At 48.3% G+C, this 20,015-nt stretch carries 19 protein-coding genes; 3 read left to right on the forward strand and 16 right to left on the reverse strand.

What is annotated here, in order from left to right:
* Window positions 1–2: 2 nt before the first annotated feature.
* From Q0785_RS13575 to Q0785_RS13590, 4 genes are all read right to left on the reverse strand, one after another.
* Entirely contained in the window at window positions 3–803 is an 801-nt protein-coding gene (locus Q0785_RS13575) for an alpha/beta hydrolase (RefSeq protein WP_298830649.1), read from the reverse strand.
* A gap of 281 nt (window positions 804–1,084) precedes the next feature.
* A complete protein-coding gene (rpsN, locus tag Q0785_RS13580; RefSeq protein ID WP_298830652.1) occupies window positions 1,085–1,354 on the reverse strand; it encodes a 30S ribosomal protein S14 in 270 nt (89 codons plus the stop codon).
* 49 nt (window positions 1,355–1,403) lie between these two features.
* Window positions 1,404–1,553 carry a 50S ribosomal protein L33 gene (rpmG, locus tag Q0785_RS13585; protein ID WP_142826743.1) on the reverse strand — a complete coding sequence of 50 codons (150 nt, stop codon included), beginning with the start codon at window positions 1,551–1,553 and terminating at the stop codon, window positions 1,404–1,406.
* Window positions 1,550–2,683, reverse strand: a complete 1,134-nt coding sequence (locus Q0785_RS13590; RefSeq protein WP_298830662.1) for a GTP-binding protein — start codon at window positions 2,681–2,683, stop codon at window positions 1,550–1,552. The genes rpmG and Q0785_RS13590 overlap by 4 nt, the downstream gene beginning before the upstream one ends.
* Window positions 2,684–3,018: 335 nt before the next feature.
* Between Q0785_RS13590 and Q0785_RS13595 the strand changes: the two genes are divergently transcribed.
* A complete protein-coding gene (locus tag Q0785_RS13595) occupies window positions 3,019–3,840 on the forward strand; it encodes a YsnF/AvaK domain-containing protein (RefSeq protein ID WP_298830665.1) in 822 nt (273 codons plus the stop codon).
* 144 nt (window positions 3,841–3,984) lie between these two features.
* Complete coding sequence (locus tag Q0785_RS13600) at window positions 3,985–4,707, forward strand: YsnF/AvaK domain-containing protein (protein WP_298830668.1); 723 nt, start codon at window positions 3,985–3,987, stop codon at window positions 4,705–4,707.
* Between the two features lie 518 nt (window positions 4,708–5,225).
* Here the strand turns inward: Q0785_RS13600 and Q0785_RS13605 are convergent.
* The 4 genes from Q0785_RS13605 to Q0785_RS13620 all read right to left on the reverse strand — a co-directional run bounded on the left by Q0785_RS13605 (window position 5,226) and on the right by Q0785_RS13620 (window position 8,822).
* Window positions 5,226–5,852 carry a Yip1 family protein gene (locus Q0785_RS13605; RefSeq protein WP_298830669.1) on the reverse strand — a complete coding sequence of 209 codons (627 nt, stop codon included), beginning with the start codon at window positions 5,850–5,852 and terminating at the stop codon, window positions 5,226–5,228.
* A 189-nt stretch (window positions 5,853–6,041) separates the two neighbouring features.
* Window positions 6,042–6,941: an SDR family NAD(P)-dependent oxidoreductase gene (locus Q0785_RS13610; protein WP_298830672.1), complete on the reverse strand. Its 900-nt coding sequence runs from the start codon at window positions 6,939–6,941 to the stop codon at window positions 6,042–6,044.
* 29 nt (window positions 6,942–6,970) lie between these two features.
* Window positions 6,971–7,873 carry an SDR family NAD(P)-dependent oxidoreductase gene (locus tag Q0785_RS13615; protein ID WP_298830675.1) on the reverse strand — a complete coding sequence of 301 codons (903 nt, stop codon included), beginning with the start codon at window positions 7,871–7,873 and terminating at the stop codon, window positions 6,971–6,973.
* Window positions 7,863–8,822 (reverse strand): SDR family NAD(P)-dependent oxidoreductase, encoded by a 960-nt coding sequence (locus Q0785_RS13620; RefSeq protein ID WP_298830678.1) that lies wholly within the window; start codon window positions 8,820–8,822, stop codon window positions 7,863–7,865. Before Q0785_RS13620 ends, Q0785_RS13615 begins: the two co-directional genes overlap by 11 nt.
* Before the next feature lie 141 nt (window positions 8,823–8,963).
* On the opposite strand from Q0785_RS13620, the gene Q0785_RS13625 reads away from it, so the two are divergent.
* Window positions 8,964–9,824 (forward strand): alpha/beta hydrolase, encoded by an 861-nt coding sequence (locus tag Q0785_RS13625; protein WP_298830680.1) that lies wholly within the window; start codon window positions 8,964–8,966, stop codon window positions 9,822–9,824.
* A 290-nt stretch (window positions 9,825–10,114) separates the two neighbouring features.
* Here Q0785_RS13625 and tcuA read toward each other — a convergent pair whose 3' ends face one another.
* The 8 genes from tcuA to Q0785_RS13665 all read right to left on the reverse strand — a co-directional run bounded on the left by tcuA (window position 10,115) and on the right by Q0785_RS13665 (window position 19,998).
* The gene (gene tcuA, locus Q0785_RS13630; RefSeq protein WP_298830683.1) at window positions 10,115–11,620 is read right to left on the reverse strand and encodes an FAD-dependent tricarballylate dehydrogenase TcuA; all 1,506 of its coding nucleotides are present in this window, start codon (window positions 11,618–11,620) and stop codon (window positions 10,115–10,117) included.
* Window positions 11,621–11,638: 18 nt separating this feature from the next.
* Window positions 11,639–12,490: an alpha/beta hydrolase gene (locus Q0785_RS13635; RefSeq protein WP_298830686.1), complete on the reverse strand. Its 852-nt coding sequence runs from the start codon at window positions 12,488–12,490 to the stop codon at window positions 11,639–11,641.
* 17 nt (window positions 12,491–12,507) lie between these two features.
* A complete protein-coding gene (locus tag Q0785_RS13640; protein WP_298830689.1) occupies window positions 12,508–13,461 on the reverse strand; it encodes a VOC family protein in 954 nt (317 codons plus the stop codon).
* A gap of 50 nt (window positions 13,462–13,511) precedes the next feature.
* Window positions 13,512–14,714, reverse strand: a complete 1,203-nt coding sequence (locus Q0785_RS13645) for an acyl-CoA dehydrogenase family protein (RefSeq protein WP_298830692.1) — start codon at window positions 14,712–14,714, stop codon at window positions 13,512–13,514.
* Between the two features lie 515 nt (window positions 14,715–15,229).
* On the reverse strand, window positions 15,230–17,062 hold the full coding sequence (locus Q0785_RS13650; RefSeq protein WP_298830695.1) for a V4R domain-containing protein: 1,833 nt from the start codon (window positions 17,060–17,062) through the stop codon (window positions 15,230–15,232).
* 178 nt (window positions 17,063–17,240) lie between these two features.
* Window positions 17,241–18,089, reverse strand: a complete 849-nt coding sequence (locus tag Q0785_RS13655) for an aspartate/glutamate racemase family protein (RefSeq protein ID WP_298830698.1) — start codon at window positions 18,087–18,089, stop codon at window positions 17,241–17,243.
* A gap of 74 nt (window positions 18,090–18,163) precedes the next feature.
* Entirely contained in the window at window positions 18,164–19,543 is a 1,380-nt protein-coding gene (locus Q0785_RS13660) for a flavocytochrome c (protein ID WP_298830701.1), read from the reverse strand.
* A 5-nt stretch (window positions 19,544–19,548) separates the two neighbouring features.
* On the reverse strand, window positions 19,549–19,998 hold the full coding sequence (locus Q0785_RS13665; protein ID WP_223641216.1) for a heme-binding protein: 450 nt from the start codon (window positions 19,996–19,998) through the stop codon (window positions 19,549–19,551).
* Window positions 19,999–20,015: the final 17 nt, after the last annotated feature.

The raw sequence follows: 20,015 nt of genomic DNA on the forward strand, positions 1-20,015 counted from the left end.
CTCTATTTTTCCAGGTATGCCTTGATGTATTTCACCGTTTCTCCTGAATCACTCAGATGTGGATTATGGCCAACTGCTTCCATTATAATCATTTGGCTGTCCTTGATGTGGTCGTGGACATATTGCCCAACTTCAAGCGGCGCAATCGCATCGAACTTTGGCTGAAGAATCAACGTAGGCACTGTTACTTGATCCAGTTTGTCTCGGAGATCCGAAGTGAATGTCACTTCCGCGAATTGCCGGGCAATCAGTGGGTCATTCGAACATAATAGTTGCTCAAAATCCTCCGCAAGCTGAGGGCGATCTTCATTCTGCATAACGACAGGCGCCAAATATTTGGCCCATTCCATGTAATTGGTTTCCATCATATCCAGCAGTTCGTCGATATCACTGCGTTCAAATCCGCCAGTATAGCCAGGTTCATTCATATAATAAGGAGATGGTCCGATCATGATCATTTTATCCATCAATTCCGGACGCTCAATTGAAGCCAGCATGCCGATCATGGCACTGACAGAATGTCCCACAAAGATCATTTCCTTAATCTCCAGCCCGTCACAGACATCCAACAGATCCTGCTTATAGCCGTCCAACGTGCTGTAGCGTTCTTTTGAATAAGCGGCCTTATCACTATTTCCGGAACCGATATAATCGAATGTGACGACACGGTAATCCACCTCAAAATCTTTGATTGTACTGTTCCAAACCTGCTGATCACAGCCGAAGCCGTGTCCGAACATTATCGTCTTTTCCCCTTGTCCTGTAACCCGGACATTATTGCGCTTTAAAATATCGATCCCCATTGTTTTACCTACTCTCTACGGATATATGAATTAAAAGGAGTAATATATTATTAAAAAGTAAAATATACCCTTATGATAACATCAATAGACTGGATTAACCGAGTCTTATTTACAAAGGTGTCTTTTACCTTCAGAAACCCATACCTTTGAATCAGCTTCTTATACAACTAATAAAAGCAGCAGACTGGAGTCTGCTGCTTACGATGATACGGAACTTTTTTGAGCTGAACCAGCAGCTCTTCTTTTAATGCCTTTAGAAAGATAACCTTAAAAAAATCGCCTCACCAGCTGGCTTTCTTCACACCTGGAATCCGGCCATTATGCGCCAGCTCCCTAAACACGATGCGCGACATCCCGAATTTACGCATAAAGCCGCGCGGTCTTCCTGTCACTTCGCATCGATTGTTCAGACGAACCGGAGATGAATCTTTCGGCAAATCAGCTAAGGCCTGAAAATCGCCTTTTTCCTTCAATTCTTGCCGCAGCTCTGCAAATTGCGCAACCATTGCCTGTTGCTTATGATGACGTGCGACTTTCGATTTCTTTGCCATTCTTTCTCCTCCTAATAGTAATGATGATCATTTGGATTTTACAAAAAAATTATTTTGTCTCTCTGTGAATCGTGACCTTTTTTAGACGCGGACTGTACTTTTTCAATTCAATACGCTCCGGATTGGTGCGCTTGTTTTTTGTCGTGCTGTAATTCCGGTCCCCGGTTTCTGTACATGCTAATGTGATATTGACTCTCATCTTTTTTCCTCCTCAAGTAGTTGAAATGCTGGAAGCGGGTCATAGAATGTTTTCCAATCCTGTGCAGTTTCTTCATCAGTCAGCAAACACAGATTCAACCTGCTGACGATGTCCGCCTGGTCCATATCAATACCAATGAATACCAGCTCGGTCATTTTCATTCCCTTTTCCAGATCCCATAGGCCCGCATGCTCAATGCCGAGTGATGGTCCAGCCTGGGACAACAAAACAGCAGACTCGGTTCTTGTCGCCAACCACAAAAATCCTTTGGCGCGGACAACTTCCACCGGCCATTCCTTGACCCAATCCATCAGCCGTTCCGGATGAAACGGTTGCTGGCTCCGGTAAACAAATGAAGCTATGCCGTATTCCTCGGATTCTGGTATATGCTCTTCATTCAGTTCTTTGATCCAACCCGCACTCTGACTCGATTTAACAAAGTCGAATAAACCGGTGTTCACTACATTATTCAAAGCCACTTTCGAATGCTCGGTTTCGATTATCTGCGCATCCGGATTTAAAGTTGCAAGCAGCTCTTTCAATCGCCCCCGCTCTTCTGGTGCCACCAAATCTACTTTGTTCAATAAAATGACATCAGCAAACTCTATCTGGTCGATCAGCAAGTCTGAAATTTCACGGACGTCTCCTTCCGCTGCTTCCTGCTGTCTTTCGAGCAATGATTCCCCCGATGCAAAATCCTGCCAAAAAGCATAGCCATCCACTACGGTGACTAACGTATCCAGCCGGCAGCTTTTCGTTAAATCAATTCCCATTTCATCATCCATATACGAAAAGGTCTGGGCTACCGGAAGTGGCTCGCTGATTCCCGAAGATTCGATTACAATGCAGTCGATGTCTCCGCGAGTAACCAGCTTCTCGACTTCCAGCATTAGATCTTCTCTCAACGTACAACAGATGCACCCATTCTGCAGTCGAACCAGTTTTTCCTCTGTCTGTAAAAAGCTCCCCTGCTCTATTAAGTCTGCGTCTATGTTCACCTCACTCATATCGTTGACAATCACCGCCATTTTCAACGCTTCTCGATTATTCAACAGATGATTCAATAAGGTCGTTTTGCCGGCTCCCAAATAACCACTCAAAACTGTAACTGGAACGGTTCCCCCCACCATGCCACGCCCTTTCTTCAAAATTACTAAATAGTAATGATTACGTTTTATATTGTATTAAAGAACTAGTGGTAAAGCAAGCCTTTATTTTTTTAGTCTTTCAACCAACTCCGGCACGGCAAGAATAATATTCTCCGTACGATTATTTTCGACCTTGTTTCACACATCACCACTTGTTCCACCGGTCTCTCTGTTCTCCTTCACCAAACGAACATCGTTAGGAAAGAGAGCCAATTCTACCTTTACTGGAACTTGCGGTGTTTATTCCGAAAAGCAACGGGGTAGATTATGATTACCTTACTTTACAGGTGATTTATCACTATTAGGAGGAATTGACCATGACAAACAAAGGAACAACATTCATTCAAGCATATGATGTACAAGCAGAGGTTCTGCATAAAATCGGCGAGTTGAAAGCGCAAGGATATAACGAAGAGGATATGTATGTAATTGCGAAGCATGACGACCAGTTATCCATGGTCCAGGGACAGACAGACGTCCATTTGAATACACAGGAAGACGATAACATGATGGGCAAATTCAAATCCTTCATTTCCGGCGAAGATTCCACTCGGGACGCCTTCACGCAAATGGGATTAGGAACCGGCGAAGCGGACGAATATTACCGCCAAGTGGAAAACGGCAAGCTCGTGCTATATGTCAATAGCGATTATGGTACATCCTACAAACCATACAACGGCGCTCAAACCGGCGCTGAAACAACAAGGACGACTACTGCTGGAAGCCATGACGAAGAAGAACATCTGCGCCTTCATGAAGAGCGCTTGAGCGTCGACAAGGAACGCGTGCAGACAGGCGAAGTGAATGTCGGAAAGCATGTTGTGGAAGAGCAACAGACCATCGAGGTTCCTGTGGAACGCGAAGAAGTTTATGTAGAACGCCGCCCGGTAAATGAGGAAGTGAGTTCTACAGACGGCGGGTTGACCGATAAGGATGCTTATGAAGACGGCGAAACCATCCATATTCCGCTTTCCGAAGAACGTCTGGAAGTCACCAAAAAAGATGTCGTCAGCGAAGAAATTGTTGTCGGCAAACGCAAAGTACAGGATACGGAAGTTGTAAATGAAACCGTCCGCCGCGAAGAAGCGGATATTGATGAAAACGTAAAACACAAAAAAGATGATCGCAATTCATTTTAACGAACAGTAAAAGGCGCCTCCGGATAAAACTTCCGGAGGCGCCTTTCTCTAGTTTCCAACTTTCAAGGTTTATAGGTTGCACAGCCGCGGGTAAATAGACCTTAATGAAGTTATATTGGTGCACCTGACATGGGAGGATTGAGCATGGAGAAAAAAGGAAACAAACTGATCGGCCTTTTTGATGTGCAAGCAAAAGTATTGATCAAAGTCGGCGAATTAAAAGCAGCTGGATATGAAGAAGAGGAATTGTATCTGGTATCGAAGCATGACGAACAGATCGACTTGCTGATCGATTACACGTCTGTCCATGTCGACACGCAGGACCGTGATAATTTCAAAGGCAAAGTCATCGCCTTCTTAGCCGGGGAAGACATTACAAAAGACGCCTTTAACCGTATGGGACTGGACGAAAAAGAAACGGATTATTATTTCCAGCAGGTCGAAAGCGGAAGGCTTCTTCTGTACACCCACAATATGCCTGCAGTTGCTCCTCAACCGGAGACAGCCACCTCAACCGACCCCCAAAATGATGCTGCACTTTCCGCTGATGGGGATGAAGACAAAGAAATCCGCCGGCAAGTTGAACACGAAGAAATTGCCATCGACCGGCGTTCCCTCCCTGCGGAAACAGATACCGGAAATGAGGAGCAGGTGCTGACACCGAAACAAGCCTACGAAAAAGGCGATGCCATCTACATTCCACTTTCCGAAGAACGCTTGGATATCGGCAAAAAGAAAGTAGTTCGTGAAGAGATCGTCATCGGCAAACGCAAAGTCAAGGACGTTAAGGTCATCAACGAAACCGTCCGACGGGAAGTGGCCGATGTGGAAGAGAACGGGACTGTCCGTAAAGTGGATCAATCATAATAAAAACAAGGCAGCCTCTTCGGCTGCCTTGTTTCAGACTGTAGACAAAGCCTGACCAAAATGTATAGCGGTGCATAATCCCCAACCGGTCCAGCCACTTCGCTTTCCGCGGGCTCAGCTTCAGCCTCCTCGTCACTGCGTTCCTGCGGGGTCTTCAGCTTTCGCTGTCCCACAGGAGTCTTCGTGGCCAGCCCGGTGGGGAGCGTGTTGCTTTAATCAAAGAGAGAAGCTTACTAGTCAACTTCAGGAAATGTAGTCTCTACAAATCTGGTAGGATTCTTCACTCAAGGATCCGAAGCGCCAGGCGGCGACTCCTGCGGGAACAGCGAAGTGCCGAAATCCACTCGGGCGCCAGTCCGAGTTAGTTCGGCGCGAGCCCGTGGAAAGCGTCCGCCTGAAGCGTAGGATCCGGTTTAAACGTGATGAAATGTGTATTCATTCTTTAAATGACATCAATATTCTTTTGTCTATAAGCTCAAACAAGGCAGCCTCTTCGGCTGCCTTGTTTTATTTAAATCCTATAGAACGGCAGTTACAATCACCGCGATAATAGCCGAAATTGCGATAATGACCAGCACAATTGGAATAAGGATGATGAAGAACCCTTTCCAGGCAGAAAGTCTGTGCGCTTCCCCTACTGCTTTGCACTGGATAACGAAAGTCCAGATAGAAACAATCCCTAAAATGATGAAGAAACCCAAAGACAGCAGATCTGCATCCGCAAACGGCAGTTCACCCGGCTGCAGGAAATAGGTTTCAGGCAGGAACAGCATCCACAGAAGAATGACCGGGATCAGCCAAATTTGCGGAATCTGCCCTGTCAAAATTGCACGGAACATTTCTGAGAAGCTGGCTTCCCCTTTGAACATTTTGCCGACCACCAGATAGATTCCTGCTCCAATCACTGTACTCACCACGACACCGATCGGCCCAAAGAAGAGGGACAAGAGTATAAGTCCCGGCACCGGCAACAGCTGTTCCGAATCCAGGCTGCTGAGAAGTCCGCCTGCGAAGCCTGCCAGTACAATCAGCAGAAAGATAAAGCCCGATGTTTTTTCCTCGATAACGTGCCGGACGACTGCGCGAGGCCGCGTCCAAATTGCCGTAAATGGATTGATGTTTTCATAACTCTTTGTCTTGTTCAATCTAATTCCACCTTTTTTCTACTGCTTCTATTCAACCACATTGGAATAATAATGTAAATGATAGAAAATATACCCACTATCCTATTCCTAATACAGCTTTCTATAAAACGAGAAAAAGGCCGTCTCAGGAGGAGACAGCCTTTTTCAAATTAAATGTCAGGTACCAAAATTTACTTGAAATGATGGTATTTACTCCCTTTTCATCCGCTCCCGGATTCCGCCTTCGACTTCTATTCCTTTTTCCATCGGAATATAGAGGCTGCCGTTAGTTGGGCCTGCTGGCGGAGCATCTTCAATGACCTTCTGAACAAATTTCGCATTCATTTTTTCTATGGCACCGGGCAGGATATGGCTGGAGACAGCCGATGCTTTCGATTTTGCTCCGACCGCGACAGTTTCCTGTGGCTTATCAATCAATCCGATGATGGCCTCAACGACAATTTCGGGATCGTCCATCGGTTTCATTTCCGCAGCATGCCCCGTGTAATTTCCCGTGTGTTCAAACCACGGCGTGTCCGTCGCCCATGGCAATACTGTGCAGACATGGATATCTTCAAAGCCTTCGAGCTTCACTTCCTCGTTCAATGCGGAACTGAGCCCTAGTACTGCGTGCTTGCTGGCACTGTATCCGGTGTAATACGGAAAAGCGATTTCGCTTGTAATAGAACCGATATTGATAAGGATGCCGCGTTTGAGTTCCTTAAAATGGCGCAATGCAAAATGACTGCCATTGATGGTCCCTTTGACATTGACGTCGACCACCCGCGCTAAATCCTTGACTAGGATTTCGGTGAATGGACCGATGGCACCAACGCCGGCATTATTGATCCAGACGTCTATTTTGCCGAACCGGCCCAGTGCCGCTTCAAAAAGACGTGCCACCTGTTCTTCCTGGCTGACGTCTGTCGTCACCGCAATTGCATTCGGTCCCAATTCCTCTGCCAGCTTTTCAAGCAATCCAGTCCGGCGCGCAGCCAACACCACATTAGCCCCTTGTGCTGCCAGCTCCCTCGCGACCCCTTTTCCGAATCCGCTGGAAGCCCCGGTGATCACAACGGTCATTCCTTCGTGGGATTTCTTTTTTGCCATTTCCCATTCCTCCTCGCTTCTGCATTCGGTCATCCTTTGGCTTTCAGCTGCTCCCGTAGATTTCCTGACACTTCTGTCCCTTCCGGCCCCGACTCATAAAGGCTGCCCGTTGTCGGCGGAGCAGGAGGTGCCTCTTGGATCATTTTCAGCAATGAACGTCCCGTCAGCCCTTTTGTCGTTTTTGGAATCAGCGTACCCGTGGCCGCGATGCCTTTAGACTTAGCACCGATTTCAACCACTTTTTTGGGATTATCAATCAATCCGATGATTTCGCCCACCACTTTCTGCGGATCATCCGCCGGTCCCACAATGATTTCATGGCCACTGTAATTGCCGGCATGCTGGGTCCAAGGCGTATCTGTCACCCACGGATCCACCGAACAGACATGGATGTCATCAAAACCGTCCATCCTCATTTCCTGATACAAGCCATTGCTCAACCCTGAAATTCCGTATTTACTGCCCGTATACGCCGCTCCGAAAGGCATCGGCGTTTTACTGGCGAAAGAAGATACATTGATCAACGTTCCGTATCGCTGTTTCTTGAATTGATTCAACGCATAATGGCTGCCGTAGATGGTGCCCAAAAAATTGATTTCCATCGTCCGGTTCAAATCCCTCAACGGCGTATCGGTGAAGGAACCGTATGTTCCGATGCCGGCGTTATTGATCCACACATCGATGCTGCTGAATACGCCCATCGCCGTTTCAAATAGTTTCGCGACGTCTTCTTCCCTGCTGACGTCAGTCGTCACCGCAATTGCATTGGGTCCACATGCTTCTGCCAATGCTTCAATTTCCTTTGTGCGGCGCGCCGCCAGGACGACATTGGCCCCTTGTGCCGCCAGTTGCTGGGCTACCCCTTTGCCGATTCCGCTCGAGGTTCCGGTGATGACGATCGTCAATCCTGCATATTTCTTTTCATTTGCCATGGTTATTCCTCCCATCAGTAAAACGGTCTTTACTGCTGTTGCCTTTTCCGATTTGTTGCTTCAGCCTGTTACGCATATTTCCTGACACTTGTGTCCCTTCGAAGCGCGGTGAATGGATGCTGCCGGAAGTTTTTTCGGCGGATGGAGCGGATTTCAGCATCTCCTGCAGCAAAATGCCGTTCAACTTCTCGGTTCCAACCGGAATCAAATGTTTGGAGAGAATGGCGGCTTTTGACTTGCTGCCGATCTCCACACTTTCCTGCGGCTGGTCGATCAGCCCGATTACCGCGTCAATGACCGTCTCCGGATCATCGACTGGCCCCAATGTGATTTCATGTCCGCTGTAGTTTCCCGAATGCTCCGGCCATGGGGTATCCGTCACCCATGGATGCACCATGCAGACATGGATATCCTTCCGTCCTTCCAGCTCCATTTCCAGATGCAGTCCTGCCGTCAGCCCTGCAATGCCGTACTTCGTGGCACAATAGACAGCACCGAACGGCAGCGGCACACTGCTGATGAAGGAAGACATATTGATCAGGGTTCCTGAGCCGTTCTCTTTGAAATGGCGAAGAGCATGGTGGCTGCCATAGATCATTCCCTTCAGGTTGATGTCCACCAGCCGCAGCATGTCATTCAGCGGAATATCCGTGAACGAACCCATGATGCCAAGGCCTGCATTATTGATCCAGACATCCACTTTGCCGAAACGGGATTCCGCAGCAGCCATCAGTCTGGCTATATCTTCTTCGCTACTGACATCCGTGGTGACAGCGAGTGCCCGGCCACCCAACTCTATAGCGAGTTCATCGATCAGCTTGGTCCGCCTGGCAGCCAGCACGACATTCGCTCCATCTGCTGCCAGCTTCTGGGCAATACCTCTGCCAAACCCACTCGATGCTCCAGTGACAACTACAGTCAATCCTTGCCGGTCCTTTGTCAGGGCCACACTGTTTCCTCCTGTCTGGAAATAAAATTGCATTGTTTGCTTACTAACTACCCATTTCTCCGCAACAAAAACGCTTTTTCCCAATAGGTTCAGAAAGTCTTTTTCAGGGAATCAGGGATATAAAAAGAAAGGAGAGAGGATATGCTGATTACGGATTTTCAGTCCACTGTCGTCAATACAGGAGAAGCAGAGATTTATTTGCGCTACGGGGGACAGGGCCCTCCACTCCTTCTGCTGCATGGCCATCCCCAAACCCATATGATGTGGCATGAGCTGGCTCCAAAGCTGGCAGAAGAGTATACCGTCGTGATGCCAGACTTGAGAGGATATGGAGACAGCTCCAAACCTGAATCTGCTGATGACCACTCAACTTATTCCAAACGGGCGATGGCCAAAGACCAGATAGCCGTCATGAAAGAGCTTGGGTTTTCCCGCTTCACAGTCATCGGCCATGACCGGGGAGCCCGGTGCGCTTATCGACTGGCCCTCGACTTTCCTAAAACTGTGGAAAAGCTTGCTGTCATGGATATCATCCCGACCGGCGAAACCTTCAGAAGAGCCGACAAGGATTTTGCCATGGGGTATTGGCATTGGTTTTTTCTCGCTCAGCCTTTCGACTTTCCGGAACGGGTCATCGGAGAGAATCCCGACAACTTCTACTTCCAGGGCACGCGCCACCTGTTTCATCCCGAAGCACTCGCGGAATATTGGCGGGGCATCCACAATCCCGGAACGATCCATGCCATGTGCGAGGATTACCGAGCCGCAGCGACAATCGATTCCGAACTGGACGAAGCCGACCGGGGAAGCAAGAAAATTACATGCCCCGTACTTGTTCTTTGGGGTGAAAAAGGAGCTCTGCCGAATTGGTATGATGTGCTCGATGTATGGCAAGACTGGGCGGACGACGTGACAGGACGTGGCATCGATTGCGGCCACTATCTTGCAGAAGAAGCGCCCGAGGAAACGTATGAGGAGATTCGAAAGTTTTTGAAGACGTGAAAAAGGATAATCCAGGTGGGGTTGTCCTTTTGAGCATGTTCGGATTTCCTCTGAAACTCCGCCTCGCGTCCATGCCATGGTAGTTGGAGCAAAGCGAATTCTGGCTGAACGGTTGCAAATCGAAATGAACGACTGCAAATCCATTTGAGCGACCACAAATCCATTTGAACGCCCATAAACCCAAATCGTCCGCAGTTGAAGACAGCCAAAAACCCTGTACCGACTCTCGGCACAGGGCTTTTTCATCAGAATTGCTCCAAACTACTTCAATACCGCTGCAATCCCTTACTTTAAATCTGTTCCACCACGTTGCGGCTGGCAAATCTGCCTGCCTGCAGTCCCGCAATTTTCCCGAATACAGCACCCGCCATCAAGCCAGCGCCTCCAGGATAATTTTCGTAGAACAGTCCGCCCGCTGCTTCACCCGCTGCATACAAGCCACTGATTTTTTCGTACATGGTGTTCTGTACTTCAGCTTGTTCGTTGATTTTCAAGCCGCCGAATGTGAATGTGATTCCACAAGTGACGGCATAGGCTTCAAACGGAGCGGTATCGAGCGTATTTGCCCAATTGGTTTTATCAACAGGCAATCCAGTGGTGCGCCTTCCATCTTTTTCATTCGGATTGAAGGGCACCCCGTCGTTGATCGCTCTATTGTACTCGTTGATTTCCTGAAGGAATTTCGCTTTGTCGATGCCTTCCATTTTCTCTGCAAGTTCTTCGAGTGTATTGGCTTTGACTTTCGTCACTTGCCTGCCTTTATACTCTTCACGCAGTAAATGCGCCACCTTGCCGTCAAATACCTGCCATGCACAGCCCTCTTTTTGTTCCAGGATGCGCCGGCCATATTTGGCATAGGTGTAATTCCGGAAATCCGCGCCCTCGTCCAGAAAACGCTGGCCATCGGTATTGACGATGACGCCGAATGGATAACTCAGCCGCTGGAACCCTTCCTGGAAATCGGGCAAGTAGCGGTCGCCTGTCACGGCATGTGCCATCGACCAGTTGCCGGAAGACAGCGCCCCGATATCCAAGGCCATCTGAATCCCTTCGCCGGTATTGTAGCGGCTGCCTCTCGTATGTACCGTATCCCATTTCGGACCAAGGTATTTGGTGCGCATTTCAATGTTCGCATGGAATCCGCCGGAAGCGATGACCACTGACTTCGCACGGATGACTTTCGTCTTGCCCTGTTCTTTGACGATGACTCCCTGCACGCCGTCGTCATCCTGCATAAGGCTGATCGCCATTGTCCGGTAGAGGATCTGTACGCCAAGATTGCTGGCCCGCTTATGCAGAGCTTCCACCAAGCCATGGCCGCCGCCGACCGATTCCAAGATCATGCCTCCCCAGAACTTGAAGATGCCGTCGACCTTGAACGCCTGCCGCCCGTATATAGGAATGAATTTGATGTCATGGCTGGTCAGCCATTTCATGGTTTCAAAGCTTTCGCCAGTCAGCAGAGAAGCCAGCTCCGGATCGGTTTTGTAATTGGTCATCCGGCACATATCGTCATAGTACTGCTCTTCACTGTAGCTGCCGAAATCAACCGTCTTCAATTCCTCTTCGTCCAGTTCCGGGATGATCGCCTGAATATCCTCCACACCTTTATAGGCAAAGCGGATGGAACCATGCGTATAGGTGGTATTTCCGCCTTTTTGCTGTTCCGGCGATTTTTCCAGCACGATGACGCGCGCCCCTTGTTCCTGAGCGGAAAGCGCCGCGCACATCGCTGCGTTCCCGGCACCGATGATCACCACGTCGGTTTCATAATCGATCGATTGTTGAGTATTCACGGTAACACCTCTCAGCTGTTAAATTTTCTTGCTAAAGAATGACTGGATCAGCTCGTGGAAACTGTCCTTCATTTCAAGCTGCGCCCAATGTCCGCATTGACCGAAGACATGAAGCTGGGCATTATGCAGATGCTCCGCCAAATAATAGCTGGATTCCACTGAACAGACCTTGTCATTCAAACCATGCACCAAGAGCACCCGATTCTTGATCCGGTTGAGCGCTACGGTCGGAATCGGAACGGCTGCTGTAGCGAAAATCGAGTCATTTGAACGATGTACTTCCGGACGCATCGCCGTTTCAAAACGCTCCTCCAGAAGGCCCTCGATGACCGGACTCATTTTTTCCGCATCATAAACGAACCAGCTCATGATCTGCTTCAACTTCTTTTTCGAAGGATTGTCGTAGAAGCTTTTCGCACGCGCCAACTCAAAGCTCAATTTGGTGTTCGGCGTACCGCCAGGACCCATCAGCACCACTTCATCAAAACGCTCTGGGTACTCGATCAATAATTCCAATGCGATCGAACAGCCCAGTGAATTGCCGACCAAGTGCACTTTCTCAAGTTTCAGGTGGTCCATCAATTCCAGCACTTGCTTGACCCATTGGTCCATCCACTGCTGGCGATTTTTCAACGGCTGTTCCGGATGGCTGCTTTTGCCGAATCCGTATAAATCAGGTGCCAGGCAGCGGTAATTTTCACTGACGCCTTCAAGCGCTTTATGCCAGTTGACGACGGCGGTCACTCCAGGACCAGATCCGTGAAGAAATAAAATCGTCTCAGTATTCTGTTCGCCTGACTGGTTCAAGAAAGTTGCAAAATTCTCTGTTTGGATAATTTCCTGGGTAGTTTCATTCGTAACAATCGCCATGGCCATTCCCCTCCAATTTATAATGCTTCTATGGTTTCTTTGACTAATTGTTTCTTGTTTATGCTGTCGCCCCAATAGGTATTGCCGAAAGCACGTTCACTTTCAGTCCACTCGACCGGCTGCCAATCCGGTTCGAATATCAAGTAGCTGCCGGTGAACAGTTCCACCCGGCAGCCGCTGCCCGGGTCTGTAACATATAGATACAAAGCCTGGGAGATGGAATGTTTCCCCGGACCGACAAAGTCGAAATGATGTTCTCTCAAAATATCCGCTGCCCGCAGAATGTCCTGTGAATCATCCAGCCAATACGAGATATGATGCAATCTGGCTTTCGTCGGTGTTTCCGGACGCGACACCAACGCTACGTCATGGACCAATTGCGTGACGCTCATCCAGCCGGCCAGCACATTTCCTTCATCGCTGATCAAATACTCACGCATCTTGAATCCCAGCACTTCTTCCATAAAGGAATAAGTTGCACTTGATTCAGCCGATGTATGAAGATTGACATGATCCAGGCGGCGGGGAGATATTCCCTTCGCCCATGATTTATACGTCTGGTTCTTCAGGACCGACCGACGATGTTCATCCACCGGCGGCCGCTCTACATCAAAATACAGATTGAACGTATGGCCGCTCGGCACTTGAAAACTGATGGATTCGCCGATGCCAGGTGTTTTCCAGGCATCCACTCCATCGACTTTAATCCCCTGCTCTTCAAGCAAAGCTTGAAAAGCAGCAACATCTTCCTTAGTCTTCGTCCGCCAGCCGATATGCTTCACATGGCCGCGGTCCCCCTGCTGGATCGACAAGGTATGATGCTGGAAGTCACCCCAGGCGCGCAGATAATGCACGCCGTCTTTTGCTTCTGTTTCTTCCAGGCCGATGATGTCTTTGAAGAACACCAGCGACTTTTCCAAATCCGCCGATACCAGCGAAATATACCCCAACTTCGCAATTTCCGGTTTCACGATAAACCCTCCCCTAACTGATAAACTTAATTTCCTGTAAGCGCGTACATTTAATAGCGGATTGCGTTTGATTCGAGTCCGGCCAATACACGCCCGAAGTTTTCTTTGGTGATGGTCGGCGACAAGGAGCGGTGCGTATGCAAAGTCAAGAAATCGAGCAGGATACGCTGCATCGGGTGGCCGTTGTAGACAAATCCAGAACCGCTTGCCGACAAGAGGATATCCATCGCTTCTTTCAGCAGTTGGTTGGCATAGCCGATATCCGCCAGGGTTTTCACGCGTTCGTGGCGCGGCATATATTCTTTTGCAGCTGCACTGGCATCCAAAGCGCCGGCCACTTTATAGAAGAACATTTCAGCGGTTTCGATTTTCAATGCCACATCTGCCATGGCGGTATGTGTACTGGCTGCATCTTTGATAAATTCTACGCCCATATGTGCTGCGCGGCGATTCGGTAAAGTTTGTTCATAGAATTCATATGCCGCTTTCAGCAATCCCAAGCCCGGCAAGCCCAATGACAAGATTAAAGCTGGGAATAACGCTGTATTGTAAAGCGGGATATCACGCAGATGCGCAGATTCGAAATCACCATCAAGAGCTTTGACGAACGATGTACAGCGGCGTTCAGGAATGAAGACATTGTTCATCTTGACACTGTTGCTGCCTGTTCCTTTCAAGCCCATTACATGCCAGTCATCCATGATTTCCATTTCAGAAAATGGCAGGGTCATCAATACCTGGTCGATCATCTTGCCTTCGTCATCGACAATCGGCATTCCGAAATAGCCCCATGTCGCATGCAGAGATCCCGAACAGAACATCCAAAAGCCTTCTTCGATCATATAGCCGCCTTCCACCTTTTTGGCGATGCACTTGCGCGGCTCGTAAACTCCTGCGAACAGGACATCATCTTCGTTCTTGCCAAAAATTTCTTCGTGGGTTTCTTCACCGAAAGATTCAGCAACCATCAATTCGCGGATGGCGCATAATGCCACGATCCACCCTGTCGAACCGCAGCCTTTGGAAATTTCAACAACCGCTTCACTATAGTCGCGCATAGACGTTTCAAGCCCGCCGTAACGCTTTGGGCGAAGCATTTTAAATATGCTCAATTCCTTTAATTCATTCATAGTAGCTTCTGGGATACGGCGGATTTCTTCAGTTTCTTTAGCGCGCTCCCGTAATGCAGGAATCAGCGATTTCGCCGCTGCCACTACATCGGCTTCACTTTGTTGTTGGATAACTGGATTCATTTTTCCCACTCCTCTTCAGCTTTTTCTTTCTGTCTCTAATTTAAAGAAATTTCTGAATAAATTAAAGATGAAAAAGCATTCGATTTCCGGTCATTTTCCAATAGATTTTATTAGTTTTCTGAAAATGGAAGCGCATTAATCGAGTTTTTCCAATGATTATTTTTTATATAAGTTGAACTAATAATCTATAATTGGAAACTTTTTAATTACGGATATTCCACAAACCAACTCCGCTTTCGGGCCCGCAGGATGCAGGTCATGCAGCTGGCGCGACAGGACGTCGCGGTGCTGGCGCGACAGGACGTCGCGGTGCTGGCGCGACAGGACGTCGCGGTGCCGGCTGCCAGGGCTTGCGGGAGTCTCCGCTGATTTGCTCCATATCTGTTATGAATACAGTAGTGGGTAAAGCTTATTTCTTTAGTTCGACTTATATAGTTAAATAACACAAAAAAAGCATTGCCAGAAGCCAGGTCTTTCAGCTTCAGGCAATGCTCTATGTTTCTTCTTTATAAAAATTATACCTCGATGTCGCCAAGTATTTTCAAAGCATCCAGCATCAATAACAACTCATAGGCTACTGTCGGATTGCGCAGTTCCTTGCCGAGCAGTTTCTCAATCCGGGTGATGCGGTACATCAGCCCGCTCATGGAAAGCGACAAGTCACTGATGGACTGCTGCAGGTTTCCACCATTCATCAGGAAGACATACAGCGTTCTCAGCAGTTCGTCGCGCTTATGGTCTTTCAGCTCGAAAATCGGTTCCAGTTCTTTTCTGGCAATACGGCGGATGGACAGCATATTTTTTGAATTGATCAAAGAGCCGATGATGCTGACATCTTCAAAAGAAGCGATTTGGTCTTCCGCATTGAGCCTTAAAGCCACCCGTGACTCTTCCAGGCTTTCTTCGATGGTTTCAATCGAATCGCTTTCGCTGCTCAGTGCAACCTGGAACTCCGCATGGCGATGCTCTTGACGCAGATGCTTCAGGATATTTTCAATCATATAGCGCAAACGATCGACTTTAGGCAGCAGCATGAGAATATGGCCTTCGTATTCCGTAATCAGGATTTTATAACTTTGCATCTCCAAATAGCGGCTGATCGATTGGATCGCCTGTTCCAAAAATTCCACTTTGGAAACATCAAGGTGTTCTGAAGAGCATTTTAATGTCGCAATGTAAAAAGGCTCCTTCAAGTCCACTCCCATGTAATACCCACGGTAAATCATACTCGGCACAGATGTATATTGCTTCAACAGCAACTGTTCGAAGAAATAGGACTTGATGTTTTCCACAGCTTCCAGACTGGTTTTTTCATTCAGGAACAAAAGCGCTGCAGAAACGGCGGCCCGACGGATAAACATCGTTTCGTTTTCCAATTCCATTTCTTTGTCCAGATAGAAAAACGTGATATAGCCAATGGCTTTTTTCTGGACGATAATTGGTGAGACAAGTCGGTTATGTGTCTTGCCGCGAATGATGAAGGTACCCGTGTAGGTCGCAGGCAGGATTTTGCCGCTCTTGGTTTTATTGATGGCTGTCCGGAAATCATCGCTCAAATTCTGGTATTCGATTTCATCCAATCCTCTATAGACACGGGGCTCGAAATTCAGGTCTTCAATCGAGACAGGGATGTTCAGGGTGTCGTAAATCGTGCCGATGATGTCTTCGATTGAATCCCCATCCGACAGTTTCGAAGTCAGCGTATCGTGAAAGGCTGCCGCTTTTTCGATATAGTTTTTATGCTCGACCACCTGTTCGTAAGTGCCATTCAATTCGTCGATAAACCGGCTTTTTTCATAAAGCCCGATCTCTTCCTGCATCCCCGGCTCATCCCAGTCTTCTTCTAAACGCATTTCAAATGTACAGGTCACATCCCCTTTTCCGCGGCATTCCACTTCTTTGATGAAGACATGGCGCTTGATGATGGTCGAAGTGAAACCGCTTCCAAATCCCGTTAACGTATGGCATACCGGACAAGCCGACAGCCCGTGGTTCTTAACGTGCTCTTCTACCTCAAAAGAATCCACCCACTCCCCTTTTGCCGAAATCGACAGCAGGTTGCCATGTTCGTCCATCTCAACTGAACGATTGGAAATCAAATTTGAAATTTGGCCGGTTTGAAAATGCAGTTCTCCTGCCTTTTCAAGCATTTCCTTTATCGTTCCACCAGCTTTTAAGACATCTTTGGCATGGGCCTCCCCTAAATTCCATCCATAACGCAGTAAAAATGACTTAGCGCGCTTCATGCCCAGGTTTTCGATCAGTTCCTTGCGCAATAAACCGAAAGTGGCAGAAGTGGTCGATATCTTTTTGTCTTCCAAATGTTCGAATTCCTCCAACTGTCTCATCAACATCCCCCTTGATTACAGTTCTATTTCACAACAGCATATTTAATAAAGTAAATTGATAGACTCATAAATTAGTTAGAAGCCAGCTCCATTATACAAAATTTCAGACAAAACTGATAACTTATTGTGATATAACGATATGCCAAAAAACCTCCGCTAGTAACGGAGGCTTTTAAAACTAGATTCGAACTCCAGCTTTGACCGATAATCCGTAATCAAAGCCTGCATGGATATCGCTTTCTTTATTGTAGAAGCCGCGCAATTTTTTCACCGCTTCTTCCGGCGGCTTGGCATTGAAATAGCCTTTGCGCGTCATGGTGACTCCCGAATTCACTTTCAGATCCGTCATGGTTTCGCACATTTTGATGCCGGCCGCAAAAGAGTCGACGATTGGTACGTCTCCAATTCGTGAGATGCCTTGAGTCGCGAGGAAGACATTCATCGGTCCTTCTCCAGGAACAATCACGTCTGCACCGAGAGAAATCGCCTTTTCCGCACTTTCGATAAAACTGTCTATAACCGGCTGCGGATTCTCAAATCCAGCCAGCACTTCGTAAAATCCGACAGAAGTCTGGACGATTGGCCCAAGCTTGCCTCCTAAGCCATAGCGATCGGCGTTCTGGCGCAATTGATCGGCCAATGGTTCCAGGAAATTGACGATGCCGATTTTGTCTCCAAGCATGGAAGCGATATGGAAAGACGCCTGGCCATAGCCGATCACCGGGATGTCCACCAGCGTCCGGGCTTCCATCAACCCGACATCCGGAATAGTGCCGATGAACATGCAATCATAGCCCGCACTTTCAGCAATCAATGCATTTTTGACAAATTGCTCACGGTGGAGATTTTGCAGATAAGCATAGGTGATGAAATGGCCGGGGTATTCGGATGGATAGGTTTCGTTCGACATGCCATGCAGCACAACCTCTACATCCGGCCTCGCGACTTTCTGGATCTGTGCAATCACGGCGTCGCGATAAGCCGGAACATGTTCAATTGAAGTCAGGCTTTGGTGCCAAATTTTCAATGGTCTCACCTCTCCTTTATCCCGCTTTAATGGTAAGTCGGGGATGAAGAACCCCCACTGATTGAAGCTTTTCTTTATAGAACCGCTTGCTTCTTTAATGCGCTTTGGACGGCGACACGGCCGAAGATTGCGGCTTTCCCTAATGAGCTGCCAGTCATATAACCGGCTCCATGGAAGCCTCCGGCAATTTCACCGGCTGCGTACAAGCCTTCGATCGGTTCGTTATAGGGATTCAAAACATGCGCATAGCGGTCGACACTGACACCCGCATACGTGGCAAGCATCGCCACTGTCGTATGCATCGCATAAAACGGTGCCTGGTCGATCGGCTGCGGCTTGCCGAAATGATGGGTCAGGCTGTCGCGCCCAAATCCACGGTCAACGCCATTTCTGACGTCTTCATTATAAACAGCTACTGTTTCTTTCAGATCTTCCACCGGCAAACCGATTTTTCGAGCAAGCCCCTCAAGCGTTTCTGCCTGTTCAATCAAACCAAGCGATTGCAGCTTGGCGAAATCATAGAGGGCATCGCCTGCGACACCTTGCTCCATAATCGCCTGATCCCAAATTTGGTAAGTGAGTTTGTCCGGCTGTCTCAACGCTTCGGTTCCGATCAATTTATAGGAGATCGACTCATTGACAAAGCGTTTTGCCGATTTATTGACGATGATGGCGCCTTTGTAGAATACCAGTGCCTGAGATTTCCGTGGACCGTCTGCAGTCGGATGAAAACCGAAAGTGCCTTTCAGGTACGGGAAATCGCGGAGCCAGGCACCTTGTTCACTGGCAAGCCGGATGCCGTCACCGACATTTCCGGCGCCGCCGATCCGCAAAGCCCCATCCAACTGTGGAGCAAATGCGGACAGCAGTTCTTCGCTTTTGGAAAATCCGCCTGAAGTCAACAGCACTCCATTTTCCGCTGTTGCAGTGAAGGTTTGCCCTTCGTGCTCATAGACCACTTCCGCAACGCGGCCCTCTGCGTTTTTTCGAAGCCGCTGAACCTTGGACTGCGTTTTGAAAACGACATTCCCCGATTTTTCCGCTTTTTCGTATAAGGCGGTAATCGCTTGAAGCGGAGTGATTGTATGGCCCCTTGGCACACTATGGCCGCTGACCGCCTGTACTTTATGGAACTCGACACCTTGGGCAACCAGCCATTGATAGGTTTCAAACTGGCGCTCCCCGTAGGCCTCGACCAAATCAACTTCATTTTTTCCTTCACCGACCGCCAGCATATCAGCGACCAGAAATTCCGTTTGATCGGTGATTCCTTCACGCTGCTGAATATCGGTTCCGGCAAAAGCCATGTAGCGTCCGCTCAGCAGGGAGCTGCCCCCGAACTTCTCTTCCTTTTCAAGCACCAGGACGCTTGCTCCTTGCTCCGATGCTTCAGCCGCTGCACATAAACCGGCCATCCCCGCTCCGACAATGATGAGATGATAGGAATTGTCCATACGCTTTACACTGCCTTTGTGCTAAGCTGCTCCACAACTTCCAGGGCTGCTTCACAAACCTGCATGTCATGCGTGTAATGGCCGCCGCTGACACCGATTCCACCAATCAATTCCCCGTCGATCTTAATCGGATAACCGCCGCCGAAAATAACCAGGCGCTCTGTATGTACCAGGCCATGCAATAACGGTGGATCATCCTTCAAACGGTCATACCATTCATGTGTCGCACGGTTATAGGTTGCTGCTGAAAAGGCTTTGTTCTGTGCGATATCGAGGCTCAATACCGGCGCATTGTCCATCGCTGAGAAAGCTTTAAGGTTTCCGACTCTGTCGACAATCGAGATGCTGAAAGGCATGCCCAATTCTTTTCCTTTTTCTACTGCAGCCTCCAATAGTTTAGTGGATAATTCAAGGCTGATATTTTTTGATGAGATTGCTGATACGAATTCAGTCATTTTTATCGTTCCCTTCG

Origin of the sequence: uncultured Planococcus sp. (genome assembly GCF_947501725.1) — a bacterium.
Classification (GTDB): domain Bacteria; phylum Bacillota; class Bacilli; order Bacillales_A; family Planococcaceae; genus Planococcus; species Planococcus donghaensis_C.

Excerpts from the sequence above, each read along its gene's own strand:
- Q0785_RS13600 (WP_298830668.1), top strand. The coding sequence starts at position 3,985 with ATGGAGAAAAAAGGAAACAAACTGATCGGCCTTTTTGATGTGCAAGCA.
- Q0785_RS13645 (WP_298830692.1), bottom strand. The coding sequence starts at position 14,714 with ATGAATCCAGTTATCCAACAACAAAGTGAAGCCGATGTAGTGGCAGCG.
- Q0785_RS13635 (WP_298830686.1), bottom strand. The coding sequence starts at position 12,490 with ATGGCGATTGTTACGAATGAAACTACCCAGGAAATTATCCAAACAGAG.
- Q0785_RS13650 (WP_298830695.1), bottom strand. The coding sequence starts at position 17,062 with ATGAGACAGTTGGAGGAATTCGAACATTTGGAAGACAAAAAGATATCG.
- Q0785_RS13590 (WP_298830662.1), bottom strand. The coding sequence starts at position 2,683 with ATGGTGGGGGGAACCGTTCCAGTTACAGTTTTGAGTGGTTATTTGGGA.
- Q0785_RS13665 (WP_223641216.1), bottom strand. The coding sequence starts at position 19,998 with ATGACTGAATTCGTATCAGCAATCTCATCAAAAAATATCAGCCTTGAA.
- Q0785_RS13610 (WP_298830672.1), bottom strand. The coding sequence starts at position 6,941 with ATGGCAAAAAAGAAATCCCACGAAGGAATGACCGTTGTGATCACCGGG.
- Q0785_RS13625 (WP_298830680.1), top strand. The coding sequence starts at position 8,964 with ATGCTGATTACGGATTTTCAGTCCACTGTCGTCAATACAGGAGAAGCA.
- Q0785_RS13575 (WP_298830649.1), bottom strand. The coding sequence starts at position 803 with ATGGGGATCGATATTTTAAAGCGCAATAATGTCCGGGTTACAGGACAA.
- rpsN (WP_298830652.1), bottom strand. The coding sequence starts at position 1,354 with ATGGCAAAGAAATCGAAAGTCGCACGTCATCATAAGCAACAGGCAATG.
- Q0785_RS13660 (WP_298830701.1), bottom strand. The coding sequence starts at position 19,543 with ATGGACAATTCCTATCATCTCATCATTGTCGGAGCGGGGATGGCCGGT.
- Q0785_RS13595 (WP_298830665.1), top strand. The coding sequence starts at position 3,019 with ATGACAAACAAAGGAACAACATTCATTCAAGCATATGATGTACAAGCA.
- rpmG (WP_142826743.1), bottom strand. The coding sequence starts at position 1,553 with ATGAGAGTCAATATCACATTAGCATGTACAGAAACCGGGGACCGGAAT.
- Q0785_RS13615 (WP_298830675.1), bottom strand. The coding sequence starts at position 7,873 with ATGGCAAATGAAAAGAAATATGCAGGATTGACGATCGTCATCACCGGA.